The sequence below is a fragment of the Rhodococcus phenolicus genome (assembly GCF_001646785.1).
GTDB lineage: Bacteria > Actinomycetota > Actinomycetes > Mycobacteriales > Mycobacteriaceae > Rhodococcus > Rhodococcus phenolicus.
Genome location: NZ_LRRH01000020.1, coordinates 23,956 through 49,131 on the forward strand (window position 1 = coordinate 23,956; position 25,176 = coordinate 49,131).

22 protein-coding genes and 2 pseudogenes are annotated in these 25,176 nt (G+C 69.1%); 13 read left to right on the forward strand and 11 right to left on the reverse strand.

What is annotated here, in order from left to right; all coding sequences use genetic code 11:
* Positions 1-40: 40 nt before the first annotated feature.
* The 5 genes from pgl to tkt are packed head-to-tail and all read right to left on the reverse strand — an operon-like array spanning position 41 to position 6,491.
* A complete protein-coding gene (gene pgl / locus A8G15_RS06970; RefSeq protein WP_068157118.1) occupies positions 41-793 on the reverse strand; it encodes a 6-phosphogluconolactonase in 753 nt (250 codons plus the stop codon).
* Complete coding sequence (gene opcA, locus A8G15_RS06975; protein ID WP_068157356.1) at positions 786-1,694, reverse strand: glucose-6-phosphate dehydrogenase assembly protein OpcA; 909 nt, start codon at positions 1,692-1,694, stop codon at positions 786-788. Before opcA ends, pgl begins: the two co-directional genes overlap by 8 nt.
* A complete protein-coding gene (zwf, locus tag A8G15_RS06980) occupies positions 1,691-3,232 on the reverse strand; it encodes a glucose-6-phosphate dehydrogenase (RefSeq protein WP_068157121.1) in 1,542 nt (513 codons plus the stop codon). The genes opcA and zwf overlap by 4 nt, the downstream gene beginning before the upstream one ends.
* 2 nt (positions 3,233-3,234) lie before the next feature.
* The gene (gene tal / locus A8G15_RS06985; RefSeq protein WP_068157123.1) at positions 3,235-4,380 is read right to left on the reverse strand and encodes a transaldolase; all 1,146 of its coding nucleotides are present in this window, start codon (positions 4,378-4,380) and stop codon (positions 3,235-3,237) included.
* Between the two features lie 8 nt (positions 4,381-4,388).
* Positions 4,389-6,491 carry a transketolase gene (gene tkt / locus A8G15_RS06990; RefSeq protein ID WP_068157359.1) on the reverse strand — a complete coding sequence of 701 codons (2,103 nt, stop codon included), beginning with the start codon at positions 6,489-6,491 and terminating at the stop codon, positions 4,389-4,391.
* 222 nt (positions 6,492-6,713) lie between these two features.
* Here tkt and A8G15_RS06995 point away from each other — a divergent pair, with 222 nt between their 5' ends.
* Together A8G15_RS06995 and A8G15_RS07000 are read left to right on the forward strand one after the other, a co-directional pair.
* Positions 6,714-7,691, forward strand: coding sequence for a heme o synthase (locus tag A8G15_RS06995; protein WP_068157127.1), 978 nt, complete (start codon positions 6,714-6,716; stop codon positions 7,689-7,691).
* A gap of 180 nt (positions 7,692-7,871) precedes the next feature.
* Positions 7,872-8,841 (forward strand): annotated as a pseudogene (locus A8G15_RS07000) (IS481 family transposase).
* Here the strand turns inward: A8G15_RS07000 and A8G15_RS07005 are convergent.
* Positions 8,838-9,803, reverse strand: a complete 966-nt coding sequence (locus A8G15_RS07005) for a quinone oxidoreductase family protein (protein ID WP_068157130.1) — start codon at positions 9,801-9,803, stop codon at positions 8,838-8,840. The pseudogene A8G15_RS07000 and the gene A8G15_RS07005 sit on opposite strands and share 4 nt — an antisense overlap.
* Before the next feature lie 22 nt (positions 9,804-9,825).
* Here A8G15_RS07005 and A8G15_RS31715 point away from each other — a divergent pair, with 22 nt between their 5' ends.
* Complete coding sequence (locus A8G15_RS31715; RefSeq protein ID WP_082899713.1) at positions 9,826-10,173, forward strand: hypothetical protein; 348 nt, start codon at positions 9,826-9,828, stop codon at positions 10,171-10,173.
* A gap of 53 nt (positions 10,174-10,226) precedes the next feature.
* On the opposite strand, the pseudogene A8G15_RS07010 reads toward A8G15_RS31715, so the two are convergent.
* The 4 genes and pseudogenes from A8G15_RS07010 to mptB all read right to left on the reverse strand — a co-directional run.
* Positions 10,227-11,186, reverse strand: a pseudogene (locus A8G15_RS07010) (COX15/CtaA family protein); the annotation flags it as partial.
* A gap of 61 nt (positions 11,187-11,247) precedes the next feature.
* Complete coding sequence (locus A8G15_RS07015; RefSeq protein ID WP_068157133.1) at positions 11,248-12,048, reverse strand: ABC transporter permease; 801 nt, start codon at positions 12,046-12,048, stop codon at positions 11,248-11,250.
* Positions 12,045-12,989: an ABC transporter ATP-binding protein gene (locus A8G15_RS07020; protein WP_068157135.1), complete on the reverse strand. Its 945-nt coding sequence runs from the start codon at positions 12,987-12,989 to the stop codon at positions 12,045-12,047. The genes A8G15_RS07015 and A8G15_RS07020 overlap by 4 nt, the downstream gene beginning before the upstream one ends.
* The gene (gene mptB / locus A8G15_RS07025) at positions 12,986-14,746 is read right to left on the reverse strand and encodes a polyprenol phosphomannose-dependent alpha 1,6 mannosyltransferase MptB (RefSeq protein WP_068157138.1); all 1,761 of its coding nucleotides are present in this window, start codon (positions 14,744-14,746) and stop codon (positions 12,986-12,988) included. Before mptB ends, A8G15_RS07020 begins: the two co-directional genes overlap by 4 nt.
* A gap of 107 nt (positions 14,747-14,853) precedes the next feature.
* On the opposite strand from mptB, the gene A8G15_RS07030 reads away from it, so the two are divergent.
* The 10 genes from A8G15_RS07030 to A8G15_RS07075 all read left to right on the forward strand — a co-directional run bounded on the left by A8G15_RS07030 (position 14,854) and on the right by A8G15_RS07075 (position 24,140).
* The gene (locus tag A8G15_RS07030; RefSeq protein WP_425415073.1) at positions 14,854-15,621 is read left to right on the forward strand and encodes a helix-turn-helix transcriptional regulator; all 768 of its coding nucleotides are present in this window, start codon (positions 14,854-14,856) and stop codon (positions 15,619-15,621) included.
* Between the two features lie 86 nt (positions 15,622-15,707).
* Positions 15,708-17,156 (forward strand): Fe-S cluster assembly protein SufB, encoded by a 1,449-nt coding sequence (gene sufB, locus A8G15_RS07035; protein WP_068157144.1) that lies wholly within the window; start codon positions 15,708-15,710, stop codon positions 17,154-17,156.
* Complete coding sequence (gene sufD / locus A8G15_RS07040; RefSeq protein ID WP_068157147.1) at positions 17,157-18,389, forward strand: Fe-S cluster assembly protein SufD; 1,233 nt, start codon at positions 17,157-17,159, stop codon at positions 18,387-18,389.
* 41 nt (positions 18,390-18,430) lie between these two features.
* The gene (gene sufC, locus A8G15_RS07045) at positions 18,431-19,219 is read left to right on the forward strand and encodes a Fe-S cluster assembly ATPase SufC (protein ID WP_068157149.1); all 789 of its coding nucleotides are present in this window, start codon (positions 18,431-18,433) and stop codon (positions 19,217-19,219) included.
* Positions 19,220-19,223: 4 nt separating this feature from the next.
* On the forward strand, positions 19,224-20,528 hold the full coding sequence (locus tag A8G15_RS07050; protein ID WP_068157153.1) for a cysteine desulfurase: 1,305 nt from the start codon (positions 19,224-19,226) through the stop codon (positions 20,526-20,528).
* 1 nt (position 20,529) lies between these two features.
* Positions 20,530-21,000: a Fe-S cluster assembly sulfur transfer protein SufU gene (gene sufU, locus A8G15_RS07055; protein WP_068157155.1), complete on the forward strand. Its 471-nt coding sequence runs from the start codon at positions 20,530-20,532 to the stop codon at positions 20,998-21,000.
* A complete protein-coding gene (locus A8G15_RS07060) occupies positions 20,997-21,416 on the forward strand; it encodes a metal-sulfur cluster assembly factor (RefSeq protein WP_068157160.1) in 420 nt (139 codons plus the stop codon). The genes sufU and A8G15_RS07060 overlap by 4 nt, the downstream gene beginning before the upstream one ends.
* A gap of 95 nt (positions 21,417-21,511) precedes the next feature.
* Positions 21,512-21,898 carry a MarR family winged helix-turn-helix transcriptional regulator gene (locus A8G15_RS07065; RefSeq protein WP_068157363.1) on the forward strand — a complete coding sequence of 129 codons (387 nt, stop codon included), beginning with the start codon at positions 21,512-21,514 and terminating at the stop codon, positions 21,896-21,898.
* Positions 21,899-22,010: 112 nt separating this feature from the next.
* A complete protein-coding gene (locus A8G15_RS07070; protein WP_068157164.1) occupies positions 22,011-22,466 on the forward strand; it encodes a MarR family winged helix-turn-helix transcriptional regulator in 456 nt (151 codons plus the stop codon).
* Between the two features lie 123 nt (positions 22,467-22,589).
* Positions 22,590-24,140: an MFS transporter gene (locus A8G15_RS07075; RefSeq protein ID WP_156665289.1), complete on the forward strand. Its 1,551-nt coding sequence runs from the start codon at positions 22,590-22,592 to the stop codon at positions 24,138-24,140.
* Positions 24,141-24,176: 36 nt separating this feature from the next.
* Here the strand turns inward: A8G15_RS07075 and ku are convergent, their stop codons facing one another.
* A complete protein-coding gene (ku, locus tag A8G15_RS07080) occupies positions 24,177-25,142 on the reverse strand; it encodes a non-homologous end joining protein Ku (protein ID WP_068157169.1) in 966 nt (321 codons plus the stop codon).
* Between the last annotated feature and the right edge of the window lie 34 nt (positions 25,143-25,176).

Below are 25,176 nucleotides of genomic sequence, written 5' to 3' on the forward strand. Positions count from 1 at the left end.
CATCTCCGACGACGGAACGGAACGATGACCGTCCGCGTGGTCACGCCTGCGGCAGACACGCCGCAGCCTCGGTATCGACGAACCACACCGTCTGCTCGAGACCGCGGGCCCCGGCCGCCGGGATGTCGACCGGATCGGCGCCGGCCACCGCAGCCGCGACCGCGTCGGCCTTCGCCGCGCCGGTCACGAGGAACCACACCCGCCGGGACCGGCGGATCGCGGGCAGTGTCAACGTGACCCGCGCCGGCGGCGGCTTCGGCGAGTCGTCGACACCGACGACGAACTTCTCGGACTCGCGCACCGCGGAGGTGTCCGGGAACAACGAATTGATGTGGCCTTCGCCGCCCATCCCGAGCAGGTGCACGTCGAACGTCGGCACCGTGCCGTCAGGGGAGTGCGCGGCCAGGACCCGCGCATACGCCTCGGCGGACGTCACGGGGGAGGAACCGCCGGACTCCCCGAGGGCGGGCATCGCGTGGATCCGCGCCGGATCGATCGGCACCCGGTCGAGCAACGCGGCCCGCGCCTGCACCTCGTTGCGTTCCGGATCACCCGGCGGCAGGAACCGCTCGTCGCCGAAATACACGTCGATCGCCGACCAGTCGATGCCGCCCTGCTCACGGCACACCTGCTCGAGCACCGCGATACCGGTGCCGCCTCCGGTCAGCACCACCGAGGCGTTCACCCGCTCGCGCTGCGCCGCGACGACCGCGTCCACGAACGCGGACGCGGCCGCGGCGACGAGCGCCTCGCCGGAGTCGAAACGTTCCACACGGACCGGTGCGTCAGACATATTCCACCTTCGTGATGCCGTTGAGTGCGGAGTGGTAGATCTCGTCGGGGTCGAGCCGCCGCAGTTCCTCGGCCAGGCATTCCCAGGAATCCCGGCGCGCCAGGGTGATCAGCGAGTCGGGTTTCCCGGTGCGCCGCAGCGTCGCGACACGCCCTTCCTGCGGACGCACCAGCTCGATCGTCTGCGACCGCGTGTGCAACTCGACGCGCAGTTCACCGACGGAACGCTGCACCGGGCCGTCGATGCGACTCGCGAGCCAACCCGCCAGCAGATCCAGCGCGGGCTCGTTGGCCAGGCCGGACACGCCGGCCGACTCGATCGGCTCGTGGGGAGCCTGATCGAGAGCGGAGACCAGTAGTGCCCGCCAGTAGGTGATCCGGCCCCACGCCAGGTCGGTGTCGCCCGGGGTGTAGCCGGCACGGCGGGACGCGATCGACGCCATCGGATCCGCATCGTTGGTCGCGTCCGTCAGCCGGCGAACCGCCAGGCGGCCCACCGGGTCCTTCGCGGGGACCTCGGGAGGCGACGTCGGCCACCACACCACGATCGGGGTGTCCGGCAACAGGAACGGCACGATCACCGATTCCTGATGGTCCGCGAGGGGACCGTGCAACGCCAGGATCAGCACCTCGGACGCCCCGGCATCGCCACCGAGACGGATCTCGGCGTCCATGCGCGGTTCGCTGCCGTCGCTGACCCGGCCGACGACGATCACGCGACACGGATGCTCGCGGGCCGCGGCGGTCGCTGCGGCGATCGCCGGTTCCAGGCCCCGTCCGCCGTCCGTGCACACGACGAGCGTGAGCACGCGACCCTGCGTGACGACACCACCATTGCGGCGCAGCTCGACCAGCTTCTTGCTGATGTCGATCGCGGTCGCGTTGCGAAGCTGAACCCTCACGGCCGCCTCCATTCACGGCCGGAACGGCGCAGCATCTCGTCCGCCGACGGCGGACCCCACGTCCCGGCCTCGTACGGCTCCGGGGTGCCGTCGGCGGCCCACTGCTCAAGCACCGGATCGAGGATCTTCCACGACAATTCGACCTCGTCGTCGACGGGGAACAGGGAGGGTTCGCCGAGCAGCACATCGAGGATGAGCCGCTCGTACGCCTCCGGCGACGACTCGGTGAACGCCTGGCCGTAGCTGAAGTCCATGTTCACGTCCCGGACCTCCATCGAGGACCCGGGCACCTTCGAACCGAACCGCAGCGTGACACCTTCGTCCGGCTGCACCCGGATCACGAGTGCGTTCTGGCCGAGCTCGGTGGTCATCGTGTCGTCGAACGGCAGGTGCGGGGCCCGTTTGAACACGATCGCGATCTCGGTGACACGACGCCCCAGCCGCTTGCCGGTACGCAGATAGAACGGCACACCCGCCCAGCGCCGGGTGTCGATCTCACAGGTGATCGCCGCGAACGTCTCGGTCGTCGAGTCCGGCGCGAAACCTTGCTCGTCGTGCAACCCGACGACCTCGCCGCCGTTCTGCCAGCCGGCGACGTACTGACCGCGCGCGGTGGTCTCGTCCAACGGTTCGGCGAGTCTCGTCGCCGAGAGCACCTTGATCTTCTCCGCCCGCAGCTCGGCCGGGTCGAAGCTGATCGGTTCCTCCATCGCGATGAACGCGAGCAGCTGGAGCAGATGGTTCTGGATGACGTCGCGCGCGGCGCCGATGCCGTCGTAGTACCCGGCCCGGCCTCCGAGCCCGATGTCCTCGGCCATCGTGATCTGCACATGGTCGACGTAGTGGGCGTTCCACAGCGGGTCGAACAGCTGGTTCGCGAAACGCAACGCCAGGATGTTCTGAACCGTCTCCTTACCGAGGTAGTGGTCGATGCGGAACACCGCATCCTCGGGAAACACCTCGCCGACAACAGCATTGAGCGCCCGGGCGCTGGTGAGGTCGTGGCCGAACGGCTTCTCGATCACTACCCGGCTCCACCGCCCGTCCTCCGGCCCGGCCAGCCCGGATCGTGACAGCTGCGAGCACACCACCGGGAACGAATCCGGCGGGATCGACAGGTAGAACGCGTGGTTGCCGCCGGTGCCGCGAATCTTGTCGAGCTCGGCGAGGGTCGTGGCGAGCTCGGTGAAGGCGTCGTCGTCGTCGAAACTGCCCTGGACGAACCGGATGCCTTCGGCGAGCCGCTGCCACACCTCCTCCCGGAACGGCGTGCGCGAGTTCGCCCGGACCGCGTCGTGCACGATCCTGCCGAAGTCCTCGTCCGCCCAGTCCCGCCGAGCGAAGCCGATGAGCGCGAACCCGGGCGGCAGCAGGCCGCGATTGGCGAGGTCGTAGACAGCCGGCATCAACTTGCGCCGGGCGAGGTCGCCGGTGACTCCGAAGATCACCAGCGCACACGGGCCCGCGATGCGGGGAAGCCGGCGGTCCCTCTCGTCGCGGAGCGGATTGATCCACTCCGCCGCCGCGGGGTCGCGCACGGTCAGCCCTCCGCGCCGGCCGTGTGGGCCGACAGCTGCTCGGCGGTCGCCGCGATCAGCTCGTTCCAGGACACCTCGAACTTCTCGACGCCCTCGTCCTCCAGCTTGCGGAACACGTCGTTCAGATCGATCCCGGCAGCCTTCAGCGCGGAGAACACGTGCTCGGCAGCCGAATCGGTGCCGGTGACGGTGTCGCCGGTAATCTCACCGTGGTCGGCGACCGCCTCGAGGGTCTTCTCCGGCATCGTGTTGACGGTGTTCGGTGCCACCAGCTCGGTCACGTACAGGGTGTCCGGGTAGTCGGGGTTCTTCACACCCGTCGACGCCCACAGCGCGCGCTGGGCCGGCGCGCCGGCCGCGGCCAGCTGCTCGAACCGCGCCCCGGATTCGAAGGCCTTCCTGTACGACGCGTATGCCAGGCGAGCGTTGGCGAGACCGGCCTTGCCGCGCAGCGCCAGCGCTTCCTCGGTGCCGATCTCCTCGAGCCGCGCATCGATCTCGGTGTCCACCCGGGAGACGAAGAACGACGCCACCGAATGGATCGTCGACAGGTCGTGCCCGGCGGCCTTCGCCGCGGTCAGACCGTCCAGGTAGGACTCGATGACCCGCTCGTACCGGTCCACCGAGAAGATCAGCGTCACGTTCACACTGATGCCCTCACCGATCACACGGGCGATCGCGGGCAGCCCGGCGATCGTCGCGGGAATCTTGATGAACAGATTCGGGCGGTCGACGATCTTCCACAGCTCGATCGCCTGCGCGACGGTGGCGTCCGTCTCGTGCGCGAGCCGGGGATCGACCTCGATCGACACCCGGCCGTCGACACCGCCGGTCGCCTCGAACACCGGCGCGAGCACATCGCACGCGGCCCGCACGTCGTCGGTGGTGACGGTGCGGATGGTGGTGTCGACGTCGGTGCCGGCCGCAGCCAGCTCGGTGACCTGTGCGTCGTAGGCGTGGCCCTTCGACAGCGCGGCCTGGAAGATCGACGGGTTCGTGGTGACACCGACGACCGAGCGGGTCGCGACGAGCTCGGCGAGGTTGCCGGACTCGATGCGCTCGCGGGACAGGTCGTCGAGCCACACGGACACGCCCGCGGCCGACAGGGCTGCCAGGTTCGCGTTCTGCGTGGTGGTCTCCTGCGTCATTGCGATCTCTATCCCTTCAGTCGCGTCAGCGAGCGGCGGGCCGCGTCGACGACGGCCTCGGCGGTGATGCCGAACTCGCGGTACAAGGTCTTGTAGTCGGCGGAAGCGCCGAAGTGCTCGAGCGACACGGCTTCCCCGGCGTCGCCGATCAGGCGGTACCACGGCAGGGCCAGACCGGCCTCCACGGACACGCGGGCCTTCACCGACGGCGGCAGCACCTCGTCGCGGTACGCCTGGTCCTGCTCGAGGAACCAGTCGAGAACCGGCACCGACACGACCCGGGTCGGGACGCCCTCGCCCTCGAGGACCTCCCGCGCGGCGACGGCGAGCTGCACCTCGGAGCCGGTGGCGAGCAACAGCACCTCGGGGGTGCCGGTCGACGCCTCGGCGAGCACGTACGCACCGCGGGTGACACCTTCGGCGGCCTTCTCGCGGGTGCCCTCGAGCACCGGCACGTCCTGACGGGTCAGGGCGAGCGCGGTCGGGCCCGTCTTGTTCTCCAGCGCGGCCTGCCACGCGAACGACGTCTCGTTGCCGTCGGCGGGCCGGATCACCGCGAGGTTCGGGATCGCGCGCAGCGCGGTGAGGTGCTCGATCGGCTGGTGCGTCGGGCCGTCCTCGCCGAGACCGATCGAGTCGTGCGTCCACACGTAGATCGCCGGGGTCTGCATGAGCGCGGCCAGGCGCACCGCGGGACGCATGTAGTCGGAGAACACGAGGAACGTGCCGCCGTACGGGCGGGTCGGCCCGTGCAGCGCGATGCCGTTGAGGATCGAGCCCATCGCGTGCTCACGGATGCCGAAGTGCAGGGTGCGGCCGTACGGGGTCGCCGACCAGTCCTTCGTGGAGATCGTCTCCGGGCCGAACGAGTCGGACCCGGGGATGGTCGTGTTGTTCGAACCGGCCAGGTCGGCCGAGCCGCCCCACAGCTCCGGCAGGATCGGGCCGAGCGCGGCCAAGGCGTTGCCGGATGCCTTGCGGGTCGCCGGACCCTTCTCGGCCGGCTCGTAGGTCGGCAGCGCGTCGGTCCAGCCGGCGGGGAACTCGCCGGACTGCAGACGGTCGAACAGTTCCTTGCGCTCGGGTTCCCGCTCGGCCCACGCATCGAACCCGCCCTGCCACTCGGAGCGGGCCTTCACGCCGCGGTCGACGACGCGACGGGTGTGCTCGAGCACCGCGGCATCCACGTCGAAGTTCTTCTCCGGGTCGAAACCGAGGAACTTCTTGACGGCGGCGACCTCGTCGGCGCCGAGCGCCGAACCGTGCACATCGCCGGTGTTCATCTTCGTCGGGGCCGGGTAGCCGATCACGGTGCGCAGCAGGATCAGCGACGGCTTGTCGGTGACGGCCTTCGCGGCCTCCACGGCCTCGAGGATCGCGGTGACGTTCTCGCCGCCCTCGACGGTCTGCACGTGCCAGCCGTACGCCTCGTACCGCTTGGCGACATCCTCGCCGAGCGCGATGGCGGTGTCGTGCTCGATGGAGATCTTGTTGTCGTCGTAGAAGACGACCAGATTGCCCAGTTCCTGGACGCCGGCGATCGACGACGCCTCGGAGGTGACGCCCTCCTCGATGTCGCCGTCGGACGCGACGACGTAGACGTAGTGGTCGAACGGGCTGGTGCCCGCGGCGGCCTCGGGATCGAACAGGCCGCGCTCACGGCGGGCGGCCATCGCCATACCCACGGCGGAGGCCAGGCCCTGGCCGAGCGGGCCGGTGGTCATCTCGACGCCGGCGGTGTGCCCGAACTCCGGGTGGCCGGGGGTCAGCGAGCCCCACGTGCGCAGCGCCTCGAGATCGGCCAGTTCCAGGCCGTAGCCGGACAGGAAGAGCTGGACGTAGAGGGTCAGGCTGGAGTGGCCGCAGGACAGCACGAACCGGTCACGGCCGACCCACTGCGGATCGGTGGGGTCGTGGCGCAGCACCCGCTGGTACAGCGTGTAGGCGAGCGGCGCCAGGCTCATCGCGGTGCCGGGATGCCCGTTGCCGACCTTCTGCACGGCGTCCGCAGCAAGCACACGCGCGGTGTCGACGGCCTTGGTGTCCAGATCGGTCCAGTCGGCGGGATGGACCGCCTCGGTGAGGGTGCGGATCTCGTCGGTGATCGACACGAGCTTCAAGTCTCCTGACATGGGTGTACGGGATGCCTGCGACCGCGAATGCGTCGCGCGCCCTCCCAGCCTAATCGCCGCGGCGGCACTACGCGGATTACGGGTCGATTCGGTCGAGGCCTGTCCGCGGTCTACCATCGACCGTAGTAGAGGCGCGTCCGTGATCGGGCGGCGGTGAGCGGGCGAGCGAAGGTGTGTATTCGCGTGGTGCAAGGAGACAGTGTGCGGACAGGGCGACGGCCGGGAGGACACGGCTTCGGTGCCCCGGAAGCGCCCAGCACCCCCCGGCCGGACACTCCGTGGGGCCGGGTATCGGGCACCGTCCTCGCCTACATCGCGCTGACCAAGCCGCGCGTCATCGAGTTGCTGTTGGTCGCGACCATCCCGGCGATGCTGCTCGCCGATCGCGGCAGCGTCGACCTGGCCTTGATCCTGAGCACGCTGTTCGGCGGCTGGATGGGTGCGGCGAGCGCGAACTCGCTCAACTGCGTCGTCGACGCCGACATCGACAAGGTCATGAAGCGCACTGCCCTGCGACCGTTGGCGCGGCAGGCGGTGCCGACGCGCAACGCCTTCGTGTTCGGCATGGTGCTCGGCGTCGCGTCGTTCGTCTGGCTGTGGTGGCGCGCGAATCTGCTCGCCGGTGCCCTCGTCGTCGCGACCATCGCGTTCTACGTGCTGGTGTACACGATGGTGCTCAAGCGACGTACCTGGCAGAACGTGGTGTGGGGCGGCGCTGCCGGCTGCATGCCCGTGATGGTCGGATGGGCCGCGGTCACCGGGTCGCTGAGCTGGGAACCGCTGGTGCTGTTCCTGGTGATCTTCTTCTGGACGCCGCCGCACACGTGGGCGCTGGCGATGCGTTACAAGGAGGACTACAAGGCGGCCGGCGTGCCGATGCTCCCGGTGATCGCCACCGAACAGCACGTCACCAAGCAGATCCTGATCTACACGTGGGCGACGGTCCTGGCGACGCTGGTACTCGTCCCGGCCGCGGGTGTCGTGTACGCGGCCGTTGCGCTGCTGGCCGGTGCGTGGTTCGTGTTCATCGCGCACCAGCTGTACAACAGCGTCCGCGGCGGGGCCTCGGTCAAGCCGCTCAAGCTGTTCCTGCAGTCGAACAACTACCTCGCCGTGGTGTGCCTGGGCCTGGCCGTCGACTCCGTGCTGGATCTGCCCACGATCGCCTCCTACTTCTGATCCGTGGCCTTCGGCCCCGTGTGCCTTTGTGGCGCCCGGGCGTGGGAGGGCCACAAAGGCACACGGGGCGCCTAGGTGTAGTTCCCAGGCAGGTTGTGAACGGCGTGCCGCCACGAGATAGGTGAGGACCTCCGGTATCGGTGTGGTTACCACACACACGCCGACTACCGAGAGGTCCTCGTGACACACGCTAACGCCTATCTGACCCCACGCGGCCGATTGGCCCTCGCCGAACTCGTCGCCGAGACCGGCTGGAGCCTGCGCAGGGCCGCCGAACGGTTCCAGTGCTCACCGGCGACCGCCAAGAAATGGGTCGATCGCTACCTGTCCGGTGACCGATCGATGCAGGACCGATCCTCACGCCCCCGGTCCTGCCCACACCGGACCCCGACCCGCACCGAACGACGCATCATCGGCCTGCGCTTCACCCGACGGTGGGGACCGCACCGCATCGCCTACCACCTCCACCTGGCGAAATCGACCGTCGAGGCGGTGCTGCGCCGCTACAAGATGCCCCAACTCGCCCACCTCGACCAGGCCACCGGACTGCCCGTACGCCGCCCGGCACCACACCGCTACGAACACGAGCAACCGGGTGATCTGGTGCACGTCGATATCAAGAAACTCGGCCGGATCCCCGACGGTGGTGGGCACCGCAAGCTCGGCCGGCGGACCGGCCGCAAGAACCGATCGAAGATGGGTTACGCCTACCTGCCACCACGCGGTCGATGATCACTCGCGGCTCGCCTACTCGGAGATCCTCGGAGATGAACGCAAGGGCACCGCGGCCGGGTTCTGGGCCCGTGCTCACGCGTTCTTCGCTGCCCACGACATCACCGTCAGGCGAGTGCTGACGGACAATGGATCCTGCTATCGATCAAAGGAGTTCGCTTGTGCTCTCGGTCCGGAGATCGCGCACAAGCGGACCCGGCCGTATCGGCCGCAGACCAACGGCAAGGTCGAACGGTTCAACCGCACCCTCGCTGCCGAGTGGGCGTACGCGCACACCTACCGGTCCGAGGAGGCCCGCTGTGCCACCTACCGACGGTGGCTGCATGACTACAATCACCATCGGCCCCATACCGGGATCGGTGGACAGTCACCTATAGACCGCGTCGGCGTTCACAACGTCCCCGGGAATTACACCTAGGGCGTCAGCACGATCGATCCGGTGGTCCTGCGGGATTCGAGGTCGTGGTGGGCCTGTGCGGCGTCCGCGAGCGGATAACGTGCCCCGACCCGGATCGTGAGGTCGCCCGCGGCGATGGCGGCGAACACGTCACCGGACCGCCACAGCAACTCCTCGCGGTCGCGCGTGTAGTGCGCGAGCGTCGGGCGGGTCAGGAACACCGATCCGGCGGCGTTGAGCCGCTGCGGATCGAACGCGGGGACCGGGCCGCTCGCCGCGCCGAACAGCGCGAGCGTGCCGCGTACCCGCAGCGACGCCAGCGACGCCTCGAACGTGTCCGCCCCGACACCGTCGTACACCGCGGCGACACCCTCACCGCCGGTCAGCTCCCGTACCCGCCCGGCGAGGTCGCCGCCGTAGCGCAGCACCTCCGCGGCACCCGCCTCACGGGAGAGCGACTCCTTCTCGTCCGAGGACACGGTGGTGATCACCCGCACCCCCTTCGCGGCCGCGAGCTGAGTCAGGATCAGCCCGACACCTCCGGCACCGGCGTGCATCAGCACCGTGTCGCCGGGCTGCGCCGGATAGGTCGACTCGAGCAGGTAGTGGGCGGTCATGCCCTGCAGCATCGCGGACGCCGCCTGCTCCGCGGGCACCTCGTCCGGGACCGGCACCGCGACCGCCTCCGGTACGACGACGAGCTCGGCGTACGAGCCGGGCGCCGCGGCCCAGCACACACGGTCGCCCACCGCGAACTCGGTGACACCGGTCCCGACTGCCACGACCCGGCCGGTGCCCTCGGACCCGGGTACGTACGGCAGCTCCGTCGGGTACAGCCCGGTCCGGAAGTAGGTGTCGATGTAGTTGACGCCGATCGCGTCCGTACCGACCAGTAGCTCGCCGGGGCCGGGAGCGGGGTCGGGCAGTTCGGCGGGAACGAGGACGTCGGGACCGCCGAACCGTGTCACTTCGATTGCGCGCATGTGCCCACAGTATTCTGCAGGTATGAGCGCTGAAACTCAGGTCGCGACCGCACCCGCGCCGACCGACGTCGTCACCTCCTTCCGTTCCTTCGTCGCCGCGCACGGCGGCTCCGCCAAGGCGGTGCTCCAGCCGATCGGGCGAGCCGGGGTGCGCGTGACGGTCGTCGCCGCGGACGGCACCCTCGGCGACCGTGTCGTCGCCGATCTCCCGACCGCGCACGCGGTCGTCGAGGCACTGTCCGACGTCACGGTCTCGGACTGGGACCGCGAGGTCACCAGTATCGCCACGCCGCAGCAGGGCCACTGGAAGAAGATGGCAGGCTGGGTCGCGAACCAGACCCGGTTCCCGAAGGCACGCAACGAGCGCTGACGCTGCCGCCGAGAGGCGCAACGCCGTGGGCCCACCCTCCGGGATCCGGCGGCGGTGACGGCTTCCGGCTGGGGCGCGGCGGTACGCACCCGGCCGGCGCACCACACCGCGGCGGTCGCGGCGGTGCACAGACCGGCCCCGGCGACGTGCATCACCACGAGGACCGCAGGCACGTCCGTCCAGAACTGCACAAGCCCGATGAGGGACTGGGTGAGGACGAGGCCGAGCAGCACCTTCAGGCGCAGCTTCACCGGCTCCGGTGCGGCGACCGCGTACAGCGCGAACGCCAGGCCCACCAGCAGCGCGAGGTAGCCGACGAGCAGTTCGGCATGCAGGTGCACGAGGTTGGTGATGTCGAGGTCGAGGCGCGGCACCGGACGCTCGATGCTCTTGTCGCCGGCGTGCGGGCCCGCCCCGGTGACCATGGTTCCGGCGATCAGCACGCCGGCGAGCACGACCCCGGACAGCGCCGTGAGCCATCGCAGCGGCTGGGGGAGGATCTGGTCGACGACCCCGTCGTCGGGTTCGCCGACCTTCTCGAACAGCACGACCGCCAGCCACACCATCAGCATCGACGCGAGCAGGTGGATCGCGACGGTCCACCAGAGCAGTCCGGCGAGCACGGTGATGCCGCCGATGACTGCCTGGACCACCGTGCCTGCGGGCATCAGCCACGCCCAGGCGATGACCTCGCGCCTGCGGCGCGCGCGGGTGACGGCCAGGACGATCGCCGCGGCCACCGCGACGACGAGGAATGTCAGCAGGCGGTTACCGAATTCGACGATCTGGTGGACCGTGTGGACGTTGCTGGACACGCCGACCGGCACCAGTGATCCGGGGAAGCACTGAGGCCAGGTGGGGCAGCCGAGGCCCGACGCGGTGACCCGCACGACCGAGCCGGTGACGGCGATGCCGCCCTGCACGACGATGGTGACGAAGGCGATGATCCGCTGGGTCCGCAGAGACGGCAGCGGAAGTCGGTCGACGAGGTTCAGGTAGCCGCGATACAGCACGTTCACGATGGTACGGGTCCGTCCACTACGCGGTGTAGTTGGGCCGTCCGGAAAGTCGCGGTCACGTGAATCGGAAGAACCGGCGGGCCAATAGACCGCCCACGACGGCCCAGACGGCGAGGATCGCCGCGGCGAGCCAGTCCATCGCGCCGCGCACGGCTTCCTCGAGGCCCAGGGCCAGCGCTCCCGACGGGGTCACCCGCGCCAGGTGGACGAGCGCGTCGGGCAATCCGTCCCCGGCGAGCACGACGCTGCCGATACCGAGCAGCACGAACCAGACGATGTTCGCCAGCGCCAGCACGATCTCGGCGCGCAGAGTGCCGCCGAGCAGCAGCCCGAGCGTCGCGAACATGACGGTTCCGAGCGCGATGACGACGGCGCCGAGCAGCAGGCCGAGCAGGCCCGGGCGCCATCCGAGCGCGACTCCGATCGCACCGAGCAGAATCGATTGCATCGCCACTACGATCGCGACTGCGCAGCTCTTACCTGCGATGATTCCCCATGTGGGGAGGGCGGTCGCGCCGATCCTTTTCAGTGCACCGTATCTGCGGTCGAATCCGACGGCGATGGCCTGGCCGGTGAACGCGGTGGACATCACCGCGACCATCATCACCGCGGGCAGCACCCGCTCCACCCGCGGATCGCCGAGGTCGCCGATCGGCAGCAGCGTCAGTCCGATCAGCAGGGTGATCGGGATGAACATGGTCAGCAGCAGCTGCTCGCCGTTGCGGAGCAGCAGCTTGAGCTCCATGCGCGTCTGCGCCGCGAGCATGGCCACCGGCGTGTTCGGTCGCGGCGCCGGAGCAAAGGTCCCGGCCTCGAACCGGTTGCTTGCCAACCGATCGTGATGCGTCACGCTCACCCTCTCAACTCCCGTCCGGTCAGGTCGAGGAAGACGTCCTCGAGGCTGCGCTGGTCGACGCGGAGCTCGCTCACCAGCGCGCCCTGATCGGCGCACCAGGATGCGGTGGCGGTGACCACCGCTGGATCGATCGCACCCTCGACGAGGTAGCGGCCGGGTTGCGCCTCCCGCACGCGGAACCCCTCGGGCAGCGCGGTCCGCAGCGGCGCGATGTCGAGCCCTGCGGACGCGGTGAGCCACAGTTGGTGCTCGGAGCCGGTCCTGGCCACCTCCTCGGGCGTTCCGGCGGCGACGACCCGGCCGTGGTCGATGATCACGACCTCGTCGGCCAGTTCCTCGGCCTCGTCCATCAGATGTGTCGTCAGCAGCACCGAGACCCCGTCGCGGCGCAGCGCGTCGATCAGTTCCCAGACCAGCAGGCGGGCCTGCGCGTCGAGACCGGCGGTCGGCTCGTCCAGGAACACGAGTTCCGGGCGTCCGACCAGCGCGCAAGCCAGCGCAAGCCGCTGCTGCTGACCACCGGAGAGGCGCCGGTAGGGGGTGCGCCGGGCCTCGTCGAGCCCCAGGCAGTTCATCAGCCACGCCGGATCGATCGGATCCGCCGAGTACGAGGCGACCAGATCGAGCATCTCGCCGGCCTTCGATCCGGGATACGCACCGCCGCCCTGCAGCATCACGCCGATCCGCGGCCGCAGCGCATCCGAATCCGCGACCGGATCCAATCCGAGCACACGCACGGTGCCCGCATCGGGCGTCACGAAGCCCTCGCACATCTCCACCGTGGTGGTCTTGCCGGCGCCGTTCGGGCCGAGCAGGGCGAGCACCTGGGCACGCTCGACCGTGAGGTCGAGTTCGTTCACGGCGGTGGTGTCACCGAACTTCTTGACGACGCCGTCCAGGCGCACCGCGGGCGCCGTCCCGGCAGGGGATCTCGAGGTCACGGGTTTCCAGCGTAGGCGTCGGGGAATTCGGCCGGTCGCGGTGGTGTGCGGTCCTCCTCGCGCCACGGCAACCGGTTGCGGGTGGCGACGATGAGCAACCCGACCACGACGACCGTCGCGATCGCGGCCTGCACGATGATGAACGGCTGGTACTCGCCGCCGTTGGGCATCAAAATGACGCTGACCAGCGACGAAAAGGCCACGGTGGGAACCCGGAAGATCGGCCGGGTGGCCCACGCGGCGAGCGGGATCACCGCCCACAGCAGGTACCAGGGCTGCACCACGGGGAACAGCAGAACGATCGCGCCGAGCGAGACGCCGAGGCCGCCGACCGGGTGGATTCGCCCGACGAGCACCGCCAGAAGCATCCGGATTGTGACGAATGCCGCAATCAGGGCGGCGATCGGCCGGGTGATCGACAGGATCGCGGTGGTGTGGTCGCCCAAACCGAGCAACACGCCCGCCAGGCCGGTGCCGACCCCGAGCAACGTGGGGATCGACATCCAGCTGCGCACCTCGGTGGCGGTGCCGAGGGTGTTCGTCCAGCCGAGCCCGAGTCCGCTGCCCCAGCTCACCGCCGCGATCACCGTCAGCGAGACCACCCCGAGCAGTGCCGCCGCCGCCAGGACCGCCCGCACCGTCGCGCCCCAGCGCCGGGCCAGCGCCATACCGACGAATCCGAGAGCGAGCAGCGAGGGCACCTTGATCATCGACGACACCGCGATCAGCGAGGCGCCGGCGACGAGCCACGCGAGATGGGGCCCGCGCAGCGGCGACCCCGCCCCGTCCGCGTGGATCCCGCGCAACGCCAGTTCGAGACCGGCCAGCATCAGACCGAGCATGAGGGCCTCGTTGTGGATGCCGGCCACCAGATGGAACAGCAGCAGCGGATTCGCGGCGCCGAGCCACAGCGCGGTCACCGAGGCCACGCCGCAGCGCCGGGCCAGCCGCGGCAGTGCCCACACGATCAGTGCGACGCCGCCGAGCGCGAGCAGCCGGTGCAGGAAGATCCCGGACACGATGTTCTCACCGGTCAGAAACGTGATGCGCTCACCGAGCCACAGGAATGCGGGCCCGTACGGCGCGGACGTCTCCCGCCAGATGTTCGGCACCGTCCGGGTGAGCACGTGGTCGACGCCGAGCGCTCCGGCCGGCCCGATCGCGTACGGGTCCAGTCCACGCGCGGCGATCTCGCTCTGCGCCAGATAGGAGTAGACGTCCTTGCTGAACATCGGAGGTGCGACGGTCAACGGCAGGATCCACAGCAGCAGGGTGCGGTCGAGCTGCGAACGCGACAGGCGGCGCGGCTGCCCGTCGGGGTCGCGCCGTCCGACGGCGAAGCGACCGAGCAGCAGCCAGGCCAGTACGACCAGCACGGTGCCGGTCATCGCGAGGGTCAGGGCGGCGCTCGGCATCCGCGCGGGCAGGCCGAGCAGCCGGACACCCTGAACCGGGTTCTGCAGCACCGGCTGGGCCCCGGCGCCGAGCGCGCCGACGCACATGAGTACCGCGCCGGTCGCACCGAACAACCGAATTCGGCGCAACTGGGTGGTTTCGGTCGGGTCGAGGCCGCGTCCTTCGTCTTCGTCGCCGTGCAGGACGGTGACGACGTCGGTGTGGTGGCCACGACCGTCGAGCCCGAATGCGCGCTTGCCCAGCTCGATCACGCGGCCGCCGGTCGTGCCGAACGTGCGGGCGGACGGGCTCGGTTCGGGGGCCGGACCGGCCGTGCTGGGTTCGTCGATGGTCGGCGGCACCCGAGCAGCCTATCGGGCGGTTCGTGGGCCTATTCCCGCTCCGGCCCGGGCTGTGGGGAAGGGCACCCTTGGTGGACCGTGTATCCGAATTCCGTCACACTGGTGTTGTGAAATCAGCGACCGAACACGCAGCGGACGAGAAAAGCGCAGGCCACGTGCCCGACGCAGCGCTCGCCGCTACGCGCGCGGCGCGTGATTCGTCGCCACAGCACGAAGGCCAGACCCGCGCGGCGGTCGTCCAGTTGCTCCTCGAGCAGGGCCCGATCACCGCACCGGAGATCGGAAAGCGACTCGGACTGAGCGCCGCCGGCGTGCGCCGGCATCTCGACGCACTCATCGACACCGGCGAGGCGCAGGCCGCCGCACCCCCACGCCGGCAGGGCCGGGGCCGCGGACGTCCGGCACGCCGATTCCAGCTCACCGCGGTCGGCCGGGCCCGGCTCGGACACACCTACGACGATCTCGCGGGCGCCGCGATGCGGCATCTGCGCGAACTCGGTGGTGACGCCGCGATCGAGGATTTCGCGCGCCGCCGGGTCCGGTCGATCCTTGCCGGTGTCGAACCCGCCGCCGGACCGGACGAGGTCGAGGCGACCATCGAGGACATCACCGAGGCGTTCACCGCGGCCGGATTCGCCGCCTCCACCCGTCGTGTCGGGACCGGCATGCAGGTCTGCCAGCACCACTGTCCGGTCTCGCACGTCGCCGAACAGTTCCCGGAGCTGTGCGAGGCGGAACAGGAGGCGTTCGTGGAGATCCTCGGCACGCACGTCCAACGGCTGGCGACCATCGCCAACGGCGACAGTTTCTGCACCACTCATGTGCCGCTGCTTCCGGATCAGGCCGCCGAGGCCCGACCCGACAGCGACCCCTGACTGCCGGGAACGGCAACCATCGGCAGACCGGTCCGTCGGCACTCCAGTCGGCGCCCACACGAAACAAGACTCCGGAAGGAGCTCGCATGACCCTCACATCGGACCAGGCGTCCGGCGCAGGTGCGCCGCTGACGCAGGAGGAGACCATCGCGTCCCTCGGCCATTACGACTACGGCTGGTCGGACCCGGATGCGGCCGGCTCAGCGGCGCAGCGCGGCCTGTCCGAGGAGGTCGTGCGCGACATCTCCGCCAAGAAGAACGAGCCCGAGTGGATGCTCGACATCCGCCTCAAGGCGCTGCGCACGTTCGACAAGAAGCCGATGCCGGGGTGGGGTTCGAATCTCGAGGGCATCGACTTCGAGAACATCAAGTACTTCGTCCGCTCGACGGAGAAGCAGGCCACGTCCTGGGAGGAACTGCCCGAGGACATCAAGAACACCTACGACAAGCTGGGTATCCCGGAAGCGGAGAAACAGCGTCTCGTCGCCGGTGTCGCCGCCCAGTACGAGTCCGAGGTGGTCTACCACCAGATCCGCGAGGACCTCGAGTCGCAGGGCGTGATCTTCCTCGACACCGACTCGGGCCTGCGCGAGCACCCCGAGATCTTCAAGGAGTACTTCGGCACGGTCATCCCGGCCGGCGACAACAAGTTCTCCGCGCTGAACACCGCCGTGTGGTCGGGTGGTTCGTTCATCTACGTGCCGCCGGGCGTGCACGTCGACATCCCGCTGCAGGCCTACTTCCGGATCAACACCGAGAACATGGGCCAGTTCGAGCGGACCCTGATCATCGTCGACGAGGGTGCGTCCGTGCACTACGTCGAGGGTTGCACCGCGCCGATCTACAAGTCGGACTCGCTGCACTCGGCGGTCGTCGAGATCATCGTCAAGAAGGGCGGACACTGCCGCTACACGACCATCCAGAACTGGTCGAACAACGTCTACAACCTGGTCACCAAGCGCACCAAGGTCGAGGCCGGCGGATCCATGGAATGGATCGACGGCAACATCGGTTCCAAGGTGACGATGAAGTACCCGGCGGTGTGGATGATGGGCGAGCACGCTCGCGGCGAGGTCCTGTCCATCGCCTTCGCCGGTGAGGGCCAGCACCAGGACACCGGCGCGAAGATGCTGCACCTGGCACCGCACACCTCCTCGACGATCGTCTCCAAGTCGGTCGCTCGCGGCGGCGGGCGGGCCTCCTACCGCGGTCTGGTGCAGGTCAACAAGGGCGCTCACGGCTCGAAGTCGACGGTCAAGTGCGATGCGCTGCTCGTCGACCAGATCAGCCGCTCGGACACCTACCCGTACGTCGACATCCGCGAGGACGACGTCACCATGGGGCACGAGGCGACCGTCTCGAAGGTCAGCGACGACCAGCTGTTCTACCTGATGAGCCGCGGCCTGACCGAGGACGAGGCGATGGCGATGGTCGTGCGCGGCTTCGTCGAGCCGATCGCGAAGGAACTCCCCATGGAGTACGCCCTCGAACTGAACCGACTGATCGAATTGCAGATGGAAGGGGCAGTCGGCTAAATGGCTGCGAATACCGCTCACACCCCCACCGGGGTGCAGGACGCCGTGCGCGCCGAGAACGCGCAGGCGGTGCCTGCAACGAACGCGCAGGCGGTGCCTGCAACGAATAAGGGCGAACTCTTCACGTCGTTCGACGTGAACGCCTTCGAGATCCCCGGCGGGCGCGACGAGGCGTGGCGCTTCACCCCGCTGCGCCGCCTTCGCGGGCTGCACGACGGCTCCGCCGTCGCCTCGGGCACGGCCACCGTCGAGGTCTCCGACACCGCGGGCGTGCAGGTCGAGACCGTCGGCCGGGACGACGAGCGACTCGGTCAGGGCGGCGTCCCGTTCGACCGCATCGCCGCGCAGGCGTACTCGTCGTTCGAGACGGCGACGGTCGTCACCGTCGGCCGTGAGGTCGAGGTTGCCGATCCGGTCACGATCGCCCTCACCGGTCCCGGCGAAGGCGAGGTCGCCTACGGGCATCTGCAGCTGCGCCTCGAGCCGTTCGCGAAGGTCACCGTCATCCTGGATCAGCGGGGGAGCGGCACTTACGCGGAGAACGTCGAGTTCGTCGTCGGTGACAGCGCACACCTGAACGTCGTGGCCGTGCAGGACTGGGCCGACGACGCCGTGCACGTCGCCGCGCACCACGCGCGGCTGCACCGCGACGCGGTGCTGCGGCACTTCACCGTCGGTCTCGGCGGCGACCTCGTGCGGATCTCGCCGACGGTCAAGTACGACGCACCCGGCGGCGACGCCGAGCTGCTCGGCCTGTACTTCGCCGACGCCGGTCAGCACCTCGAGCAGCGTCTGCTCGTCGACCATTCGCAGCCGCACTGCAAGTCCAACGTCGTGTACAAGGGCGCGCTGCAGGGCGACCTCGACTCCGGTAAGCCCGACGCCCACACCGTGTGGATCGGCGACGTGCTCATTCGCGCCGAGGCCGAAGGCACCGACACCTTCGAACTCAACCGCAACCTCGTGCTCACCGACGGTGCCCGCGCCGACTCGGTGCCGAACCTCGAGATCGAGACCGGCGAGATCGTCGGTGCGGGTCACGCGTCCGCGACCGGCCGCTTCGACGACGAGCAGCTGTTCTACCTGCGCGCCCGCGGTATCCCCGAGGACCAGGCACGCCGGCTCGTGGTCCGTGGCTTCTTCCACGAACTGATCGAGAAGATCACCGTCCCCGAGGTCCGGGAACGACTTGAGGCAGCCGTCGAAGCCGAACTCGCCGCCGTCGGCGCCTGAGTGCCGACCACCCACACACTTCGTAAGGAACCGATTCACCGATGTCCACCCCTCAGAACGTCCTCGAGATCAAGGACCTGCACGTTCGCGTCGCCCAGACGGACGAGAACGCCGAGCCGATCAACATCCTCAAGGGCGTGAACCTGACGGTCCGCTCCGGCGAGACGCACGCGATCATGGGCCCGAACGGCTCCGGCAAGTCGACCCTGTCGTACGCGATCGCGGGTCACCCCAAGTACGAGGTGACCTCCGGCAGCATCACCCTCAACGGTGAGAACGTGCTGGAGATGAGCGTCGACGAGCGGGCCCGCGCCGGTCTGTTCCTGGCCATGCAGTACCCGGTCGAGGTGCCCGGTGTGTCGATGTCGAACTTCCTGCGCACCGCCGCCACCGCCGTCCGCGGCGAGGCCCCGAAGCTCCGCACCTGGGTCAAGGAGGTCAAGGGAGCGATGACCGAGCTGGACATCGATCCGGCGTTCGGTGAGCGCAGCGTCAACGAGGGCTTCTCCGGCGGCGAGAAGAAGCGCCACGAGATCCTGCAGCTGGGCCTGCTCAAGCCGCAGATCGCGATCCTCGACGAGACCGACTCCGGTCTCGACGTCGACGCGTTGCGCGTGGTGTCCGAGGGCGTCAACCGCTTCCAGGAACGCGAGCACGGCGGCGTTCTCCTCATCACCCACTACACCCGCATCCTGCGCTACATCAAGCCGCAGTTCGTGCACGTGTTCGTCGGGGGCCGGGTCGTCGAGTCCGGTGGCCCGGAGCTCGCCGACGAGCTCGAGGCCAACGGCTACGTCCGCTTCACCCAGGCCGCGGCGGCAGGAGCTTAGACACATGACCATCCCGGTGAGGGATCTCGATGTCACCAGGATCCGGAAGGACTTCCCGATCCTGGCCCGTACGGTGCGTGACGGAAAGCCGTTGGTGTACCTCGATTCGGGCGCGACCTCACAGCGGCCGGTCCAGGTGCTCGACGCCGAGCGCGAGTTCCTCACCACCTGCAACGCGGCAGTGCACCGCGGCGCGCATCAGCTCGCCGAGGAAGCCACCGATGCGTACGAGGGTGCTCGTGCCGCGATCGCCGAGTTCGTCGGCGCGCACAGCGACGAGCTGGTGTTCACGAAGAACGCCACCGAGTCGTTGAACCTGGTCACCTACGTGCTCGGCGACGACCGTTTCGAACATCGTGTAGGGCCCGGGGACGACATCGTCGTCACCGAGCTGGAGCATCACGCGAACCTCGTGCCCTGGCAGGAGCTCGCTCGCCGCACCGGCGCCACGCTGCGCTGGTACGGCGTCACCGACGACGGCCGCATCGACCTGGATTCGCTGGAACTGACCGATTCGGTCAAGGTCGTCGCGTTCACCCACCAGTCGAACGTGACGGGTGCGGTCGCGCCGGTCGAGGAACTGGTGCGCCGCGCCCGTGCGGTCGGCGCGCTGGTCGTGCTGGACGCGTGCCAGTCGGTGCCGCACATGCCGGTGGACTTCCACGCCCTGGACGTCGACTTCGCCGCGTTCTCGGGCCACAAGATGCTCGGTCCCTCCGGGGTCGGTGTCCTGTACGGCAAGCAGGCCCTGCTCGCGGCGATGCCGCCGTTCGTCACCGGCGGCTCGATGATCGAGACCGTGACGATGGAGGCCAGCACGTACGCGGCACCGCCGCAGCGGTTCGAGGCCGGTGTGCCGATGACTTCGCAGGTCGTCGGGCTCGGCGCGGCCGTGCAGTACCTGAACGAGATCGGGATGGACGCGGTCGCCGCGCACGAACACGAACTGACCGCGCTGGCGCTCGAGCTGCTCGGCGGCATGGACGGGGTGCGGATCATCGGCCCGGCCACCACCGAGAATCGCGGGGGAGCGGTGTCGTTCGTGGTCGAGGGCATCCACGCCCACGATCTGGGGCAGATCCTCGACGACGAGGGCGTCGCGATCCGTGTCGGGCACCACTGCGCGTGGCCGCTGCACCGGCGTTTCGGTGTCGCCGCGACCGCGCGGGCGTCGTTCGCGGTCTACAACACCACCGACGAGGTGCGTGCACTGGCCGCGGCGATCCGGCGCGCCCAGGAATTCTTCGGAACACATCCGCCGCTGGACCATCCCCGGGACGACGGCAACACGATCGACGGGGCGTCCTGACATGCGGATGGAACAGATGTACCAGGAAGTGATCCTGGACCATTACAAGCACCCGCACCACCGGGGGCTGCGGGAGCCGTTCGGTGCCGAGGTGCACCACGTGAACCCGACCTGTGGTGACGAGGTGACCCTGCGGGTGCACGTGACCGACGACGGCGTCGTCGGCGACGTCTCCTACGACGGTCAGGGCTGCTCCATCAGCCAGGCCGCGACGTCGGTGCTGACCGATCAGGTCATCGGCCTGCCGGTCGAACAGGCACTCGCGACGGTCGACAGCTTTGCCGAGATGGTCAGCAGCCGTGGCACCGTCGAAGGTGACGAGGACGTGATCGGCGACGGCATCGCCTTCGCCGGCGTGTCGAAGTACCCGGCGCGCGTGAAGTGCGCGCTGCTGGGCTGGATGGCGTTCAAGGATGCCGTGGTGCAGATCGCCGACGACGCACCCGTTTCGAGCGGAGGACAGAACCGATGACCGAACCGGCTACCGAGACCGGCACTCCCGAGGCGGAAGCCGCGACCACCGACACCTCGGCGGCGGAGGCGCCCACGGCCGCCGCCGATGCGGCACCGATGGATCCGCAGCGCCTCGACGAACTCGAGGAAGCGATGCGCGACGTCGTGGACCCCGAACTGGGCATCAACGTCGTCGACCTGGGCCTGGTCTACGGCATCAGCGAGGACGACGAGGCGGTCACCATCGACATGACCCTCACCTCGGCGGCGTGCCCGCTCACCGACGTGATCGAGGACCAGTCCCGCAACGCCCTGGTGCGCAGCGGGCTGTGCGAGGAATTGCGCATCAACTGGGTGTGGATGCCGCCGTGGGGTCCGGACAAGATCACCGACGACGGGCGTGAGCAGTTGCGCGCCCTCGGTTTCACCGTGTGACCGAGACCGTGGTTCCTTCCCGGGACGGCCTGCCGGATTCGACCGGCGAGGCGCCGGGCGACGCCGCCGCAGCGCTCGAACAGGAAGTGTTCGCGATGTGGCGGCGCGGTCGGGCCTACATGGCCGAGAGCGCTCGCGCGGTGGACCCGAAACTGGATCCGATGTGCTACCCGCTGCTCGTGTTGTTGCGCGGCGCCGAGGCGGTGGCGATGTCCGATCTGATCGCGGAGCTGGGCATCGAGAAGTCGACGCTGACCCGCCGTATCGACAGTGTCGAGCGACTCGGCCTGGTCGAACGCATCCCGGACCCGCACGACGCGCGGGCGCGGCTGGTCGCGTTGACTTCCGACGGGCGCTGCCGCCTGGAGGACCAGCGGGCGGAGACGTTCCGACGGTGGCGTGAGCGCCTCGCGATGTGGGACACCGCCGACGTCCGGCAGTTGGCGGAGCTGATGCACCGCCTCGGGGGCATTCTCGACTGACCCGGTTCCGCATCGACGGCCGGAAGGGGCGGTGACCTGCGTCACCGCCCCTTTAGTTGCATTGGACAACCAAGTTTCCTATGGTTGCAAGGTTCAACCAATTGGGGATGGGATGCTGGCTCCGGACACCGCAGAAGAACTGATCGCGGCGCTGCGCGCACTGATACGGCGCAGTCGCAGCCTCAATGCGCGGGCCCGTGCCGCGGATCCCGACGTCATGCCAACCTGGCTGGTCGCGCTGCTCGCCAACCTGGGATCCGGGGAAGGCTGCAGGCTCGGCGATCTCGCCGACCGGCTGGGGATCACGGCATCGACACTGAGCCGCCAGGCCGCCTATGCCGAATCGCTGGGCTACGCCCGTCGGGGCGCCGATCCCGACGACCGCCGCGCCTCGTGTCTGACTCTCACCGATACGGGTGCCGAAGCCCTGCACGAGTACCGATCGCGGTTCGTGCGGCTACTGCAGGAGGTCGTACCGGACTGGACCGACGAGGAGGGCCGCGACCTCGTCGACCGGCTCGAACGACTCGCCGCCGCCGTCGACGGATTCCGCGACGCCCGGCTCTGACGGTCCGGCCCCGCGGCCGTCCCCAGACTTCGCCATCAGATCCGACGAGGAGCGACCATGACCGCATCCGTGCCACCGGCACCCGGGACCGAGGCCACGCCGCCGGACGACACACAGACGGGCATGACCCACCGCCAGCGCATCAACGCCCTGGTCGGGCTGCTGCTGGGCATGTTCGTGGCGTTCCTGTCGTCGACGATCGTGTCCAACGCGCTGCCGACGATCATCATCGATCTGCACGGGACCCAGGACCAGTACACGTGGGTCGTGACCGCGACCCTGCTCGCCTCCACCGCGACCACCCCGATCTGGGGCAAGTTCTCCGACCTGGTCAGCAAGAAACTGCTGGTGCAGCTGGCGCTGGTCCTGTTCACCGCCGGATCGGTGCTCGCCGGCCTGTCCCAATCCGTCGGGATGCTCATCGGCTGCCGCGTGATCCAGGGCCTCGGCCTCGGTGGCCTGCAGGCACTCGTCGTCATCGTCGTCGCGTCGATGTTCAGCCCCCGCGAGCGAGGCCGCTACCAGGGGCCCATCGCTGCGGTGATGGCCGTCGCGACCGTGGCCGGCCCGCTGATCGGCGGGGTCATCGTCGACACGAGCTGGCTCGGCTGGCGCTGGACGTTCTTCATCGGCGTGCCCCTCGCCGTCCTCGCATTCGTGGTCATCCAGCGCACCTTGAACCTGCCGACCGTGCGCAAGGAAGTGACCATCGACTACCTCGGCGCCACCCTCATCGCGGCGGGCGTGAGCGTGCTGCTGATCTGGGTGACCCTCGCCGGCAAGAACTTCGCGTGGGGCTCCGGAACGTCCTACGGGCTGGTCGCGCTCGGCGTCGTGCTGCTGGCCGCGGCGGTGTTCGTCGAATCCCGCGCGAAGGATCCGATCATCCCGCTGAACCTGTTCCGGGACCGCACCACGACCCTGGCCACCCTCGCGAGCATCGCCGTCGGCGTCGCCCTGTTCGGTGGTGCCGTCTTCCTCGGCCAGTACTTCCAGATCGCCCGCGGTTACAGCCCCACCGCCGCCGGTCTGCTGACCGTGCCGATGGTGCTCGGTTCGACGGTCTCCGGCGCCCTGTCCGGCGCGCTCATCACCCGCTTCGGCCGATGGAAGATCTACCTCGTCGTCGGTGCGATCGCGATGACCGTCGGGTTCGGGCTGCTGGCGACGATCGACCACACCACCAACATCGTGCTGATGTCGGGCTACCTGTTCGTGCTCGGCCTCGGTATGGGCATGACGATGCAGAACCTGGTGCTCGCCGTGCAGAATTCGGTCGCCCCGCAGAATCTCGGTGCGGCCAGCTCCACGGTGACGTTCTTCCGTTCGCTCGGCGGCGCCGCGGGCGTGTCCGTGCTCGGTGCCGTGCTGTCCACCCACATCGCCGACCTGACCGCGAAGGGCCTGGCGGCGCTGGGTATCACGGTCCCGGAGGGATCCGGCGGGGCCGGCCTGTCGAACCTCAACGAGCTGCCGCCGGAGATCGAGGAGGTCGTGCGCGGCGCGTACGGCGACGCCACCGCCCGGATCTTCCTCATCGCCGCGGTCCTCGGTGCTCTGGCGTTCGTCGCGATCGTGTTCATCAAGGAGGTCGCGCTCAACACCCGAACCGGGCTCGAGCAGCTCAGCGACGCCCAGGCGGACGCCGACGCGACGGAAGGCGCACGCAGCTAGACCGGGTCCCGATCGGGGATCACCGACGGGGACGGCTCAGGCGCGCTTGCGCGCGGCGGACTTCTTCGCCGCGGGTTTGTCCGCCTGAGCCTTCCGGGCGGACGTCGATTTCGCGGCGCTCTTCTTCGCCGGGGCCTTCTTCGCCGGCGTCTTGCGACCGGATGTCTTCTTCGCGGGGGCGCGCCGTTGCGACGACTCGCCGTCGCCGTCCGCGCCCTTCCCGCCCGCCGCGTCCACGCTGCGCTGCAACGCCGCGACCAGATCGAGCACCTCGGCGTCCTCGCCCTCGGCCGCGGCCTCGGGTGCCTGGAAGACCTTCTCGCCGCCGCGGGCCAACGCGTCGTCGATCAGTGCGCGCAACTCGACCTGGTACTCGTCGGTGAACTCGTCCGGATCGAAATCCTCGGACATGGACTCGACCAGCGTCTCGGCCATCGCCAGTTCCTTCGAGGACGGCGCCTGCACATCGTCGAGCACCGGGAATTCCGCGGCCCGTACCTCGTCCGGCCACAGCAGCGTCTGCAGCACCAGCATGCCGTCGCGGTTGCGCAGCGCCGCCAGCCGCGTGCGCTGGCGCAACGTGAAATGCACCAGCGCGGTGCGATCACTGTGCTCGAGGGTCGCCGCGAGCAGCGCGTAGGCCTTCGGCGACGACGAATCCGGCTCCAGATAGTAGGACTTCTCGAACAGGATCGGATCGATCTGCTCGGTCGGCACGAACTGCAGCACCGGGATCTCGTGCTTCTCCGCCGCCGGCAACTTCTCGAAGTCCTCGTCGGTCAGCACCACCCGGGTCCCGTCGTCCGAGTCGTACGCCTTGTCGATCTCCGCGAACGGAACCGACTCGCCGCACTCGGTGCACACCCGGTCGTACTTGATCCGCCCGCCGTCCTTCGAGTGCACCTGATGGAACCGGATGTCGTGGCTCTCCGTCGCGGAGTACACCTTCACCGGCACATTCACCAGGCCGAACGCGAGGGAACCTTTCCAGATCGACCGCATGGGTCCATCATGCGGGACGACACGCACCTGTGCA

Excerpts from the sequence above, each read along its gene's own strand:
- pgl (WP_068157118.1), bottom strand. The coding sequence starts at position 793 with ATGTCTGACGCACCGGTCCGTGTGGAACGTTTCGACTCCGGCGAGGCG.
- tal (WP_068157123.1), bottom strand. The coding sequence starts at position 4,380 with ATGACGCAGGAGACCACCACGCAGAACGCGAACCTGGCAGCCCTGTCG.
- A8G15_RS07005 (WP_068157130.1), bottom strand. The coding sequence starts at position 9,803 with ATGCGCGCAATCGAAGTGACACGGTTCGGCGGTCCCGACGTCCTCGTT.
- A8G15_RS31715 (WP_082899713.1), top strand. The coding sequence starts at position 9,826 with ATGAGCGCTGAAACTCAGGTCGCGACCGCACCCGCGCCGACCGACGTC.
- sufB (WP_068157144.1), top strand. The coding sequence starts at position 15,708 with ATGACCCTCACATCGGACCAGGCGTCCGGCGCAGGTGCGCCGCTGACG.
- sufD (WP_068157147.1), top strand. The coding sequence starts at position 17,157 with ATGGCTGCGAATACCGCTCACACCCCCACCGGGGTGCAGGACGCCGTG.
- sufC (WP_068157149.1), top strand. The coding sequence starts at position 18,431 with ATGTCCACCCCTCAGAACGTCCTCGAGATCAAGGACCTGCACGTTCGC.
- A8G15_RS07050 (WP_068157153.1), top strand. The coding sequence starts at position 19,224 with ATGACCATCCCGGTGAGGGATCTCGATGTCACCAGGATCCGGAAGGAC.
- sufU (WP_068157155.1), top strand. The coding sequence starts at position 20,530 with ATGCGGATGGAACAGATGTACCAGGAAGTGATCCTGGACCATTACAAG.
- A8G15_RS07060 (WP_068157160.1), top strand. The coding sequence starts at position 20,997 with ATGACCGAACCGGCTACCGAGACCGGCACTCCCGAGGCGGAAGCCGCG.
- A8G15_RS07065 (WP_068157363.1), top strand. The coding sequence starts at position 21,512 with ATGTGGCGGCGCGGTCGGGCCTACATGGCCGAGAGCGCTCGCGCGGTG.
- A8G15_RS07070 (WP_068157164.1), top strand. The coding sequence starts at position 22,011 with ATGCTGGCTCCGGACACCGCAGAAGAACTGATCGCGGCGCTGCGCGCA.
- A8G15_RS07075 (WP_156665289.1), top strand. The coding sequence starts at position 22,590 with ATGACCCACCGCCAGCGCATCAACGCCCTGGTCGGGCTGCTGCTGGGC.
- ku (WP_068157169.1), bottom strand. The coding sequence starts at position 25,142 with ATGCGGTCGATCTGGAAAGGTTCCCTCGCGTTCGGCCTGGTGAATGTG.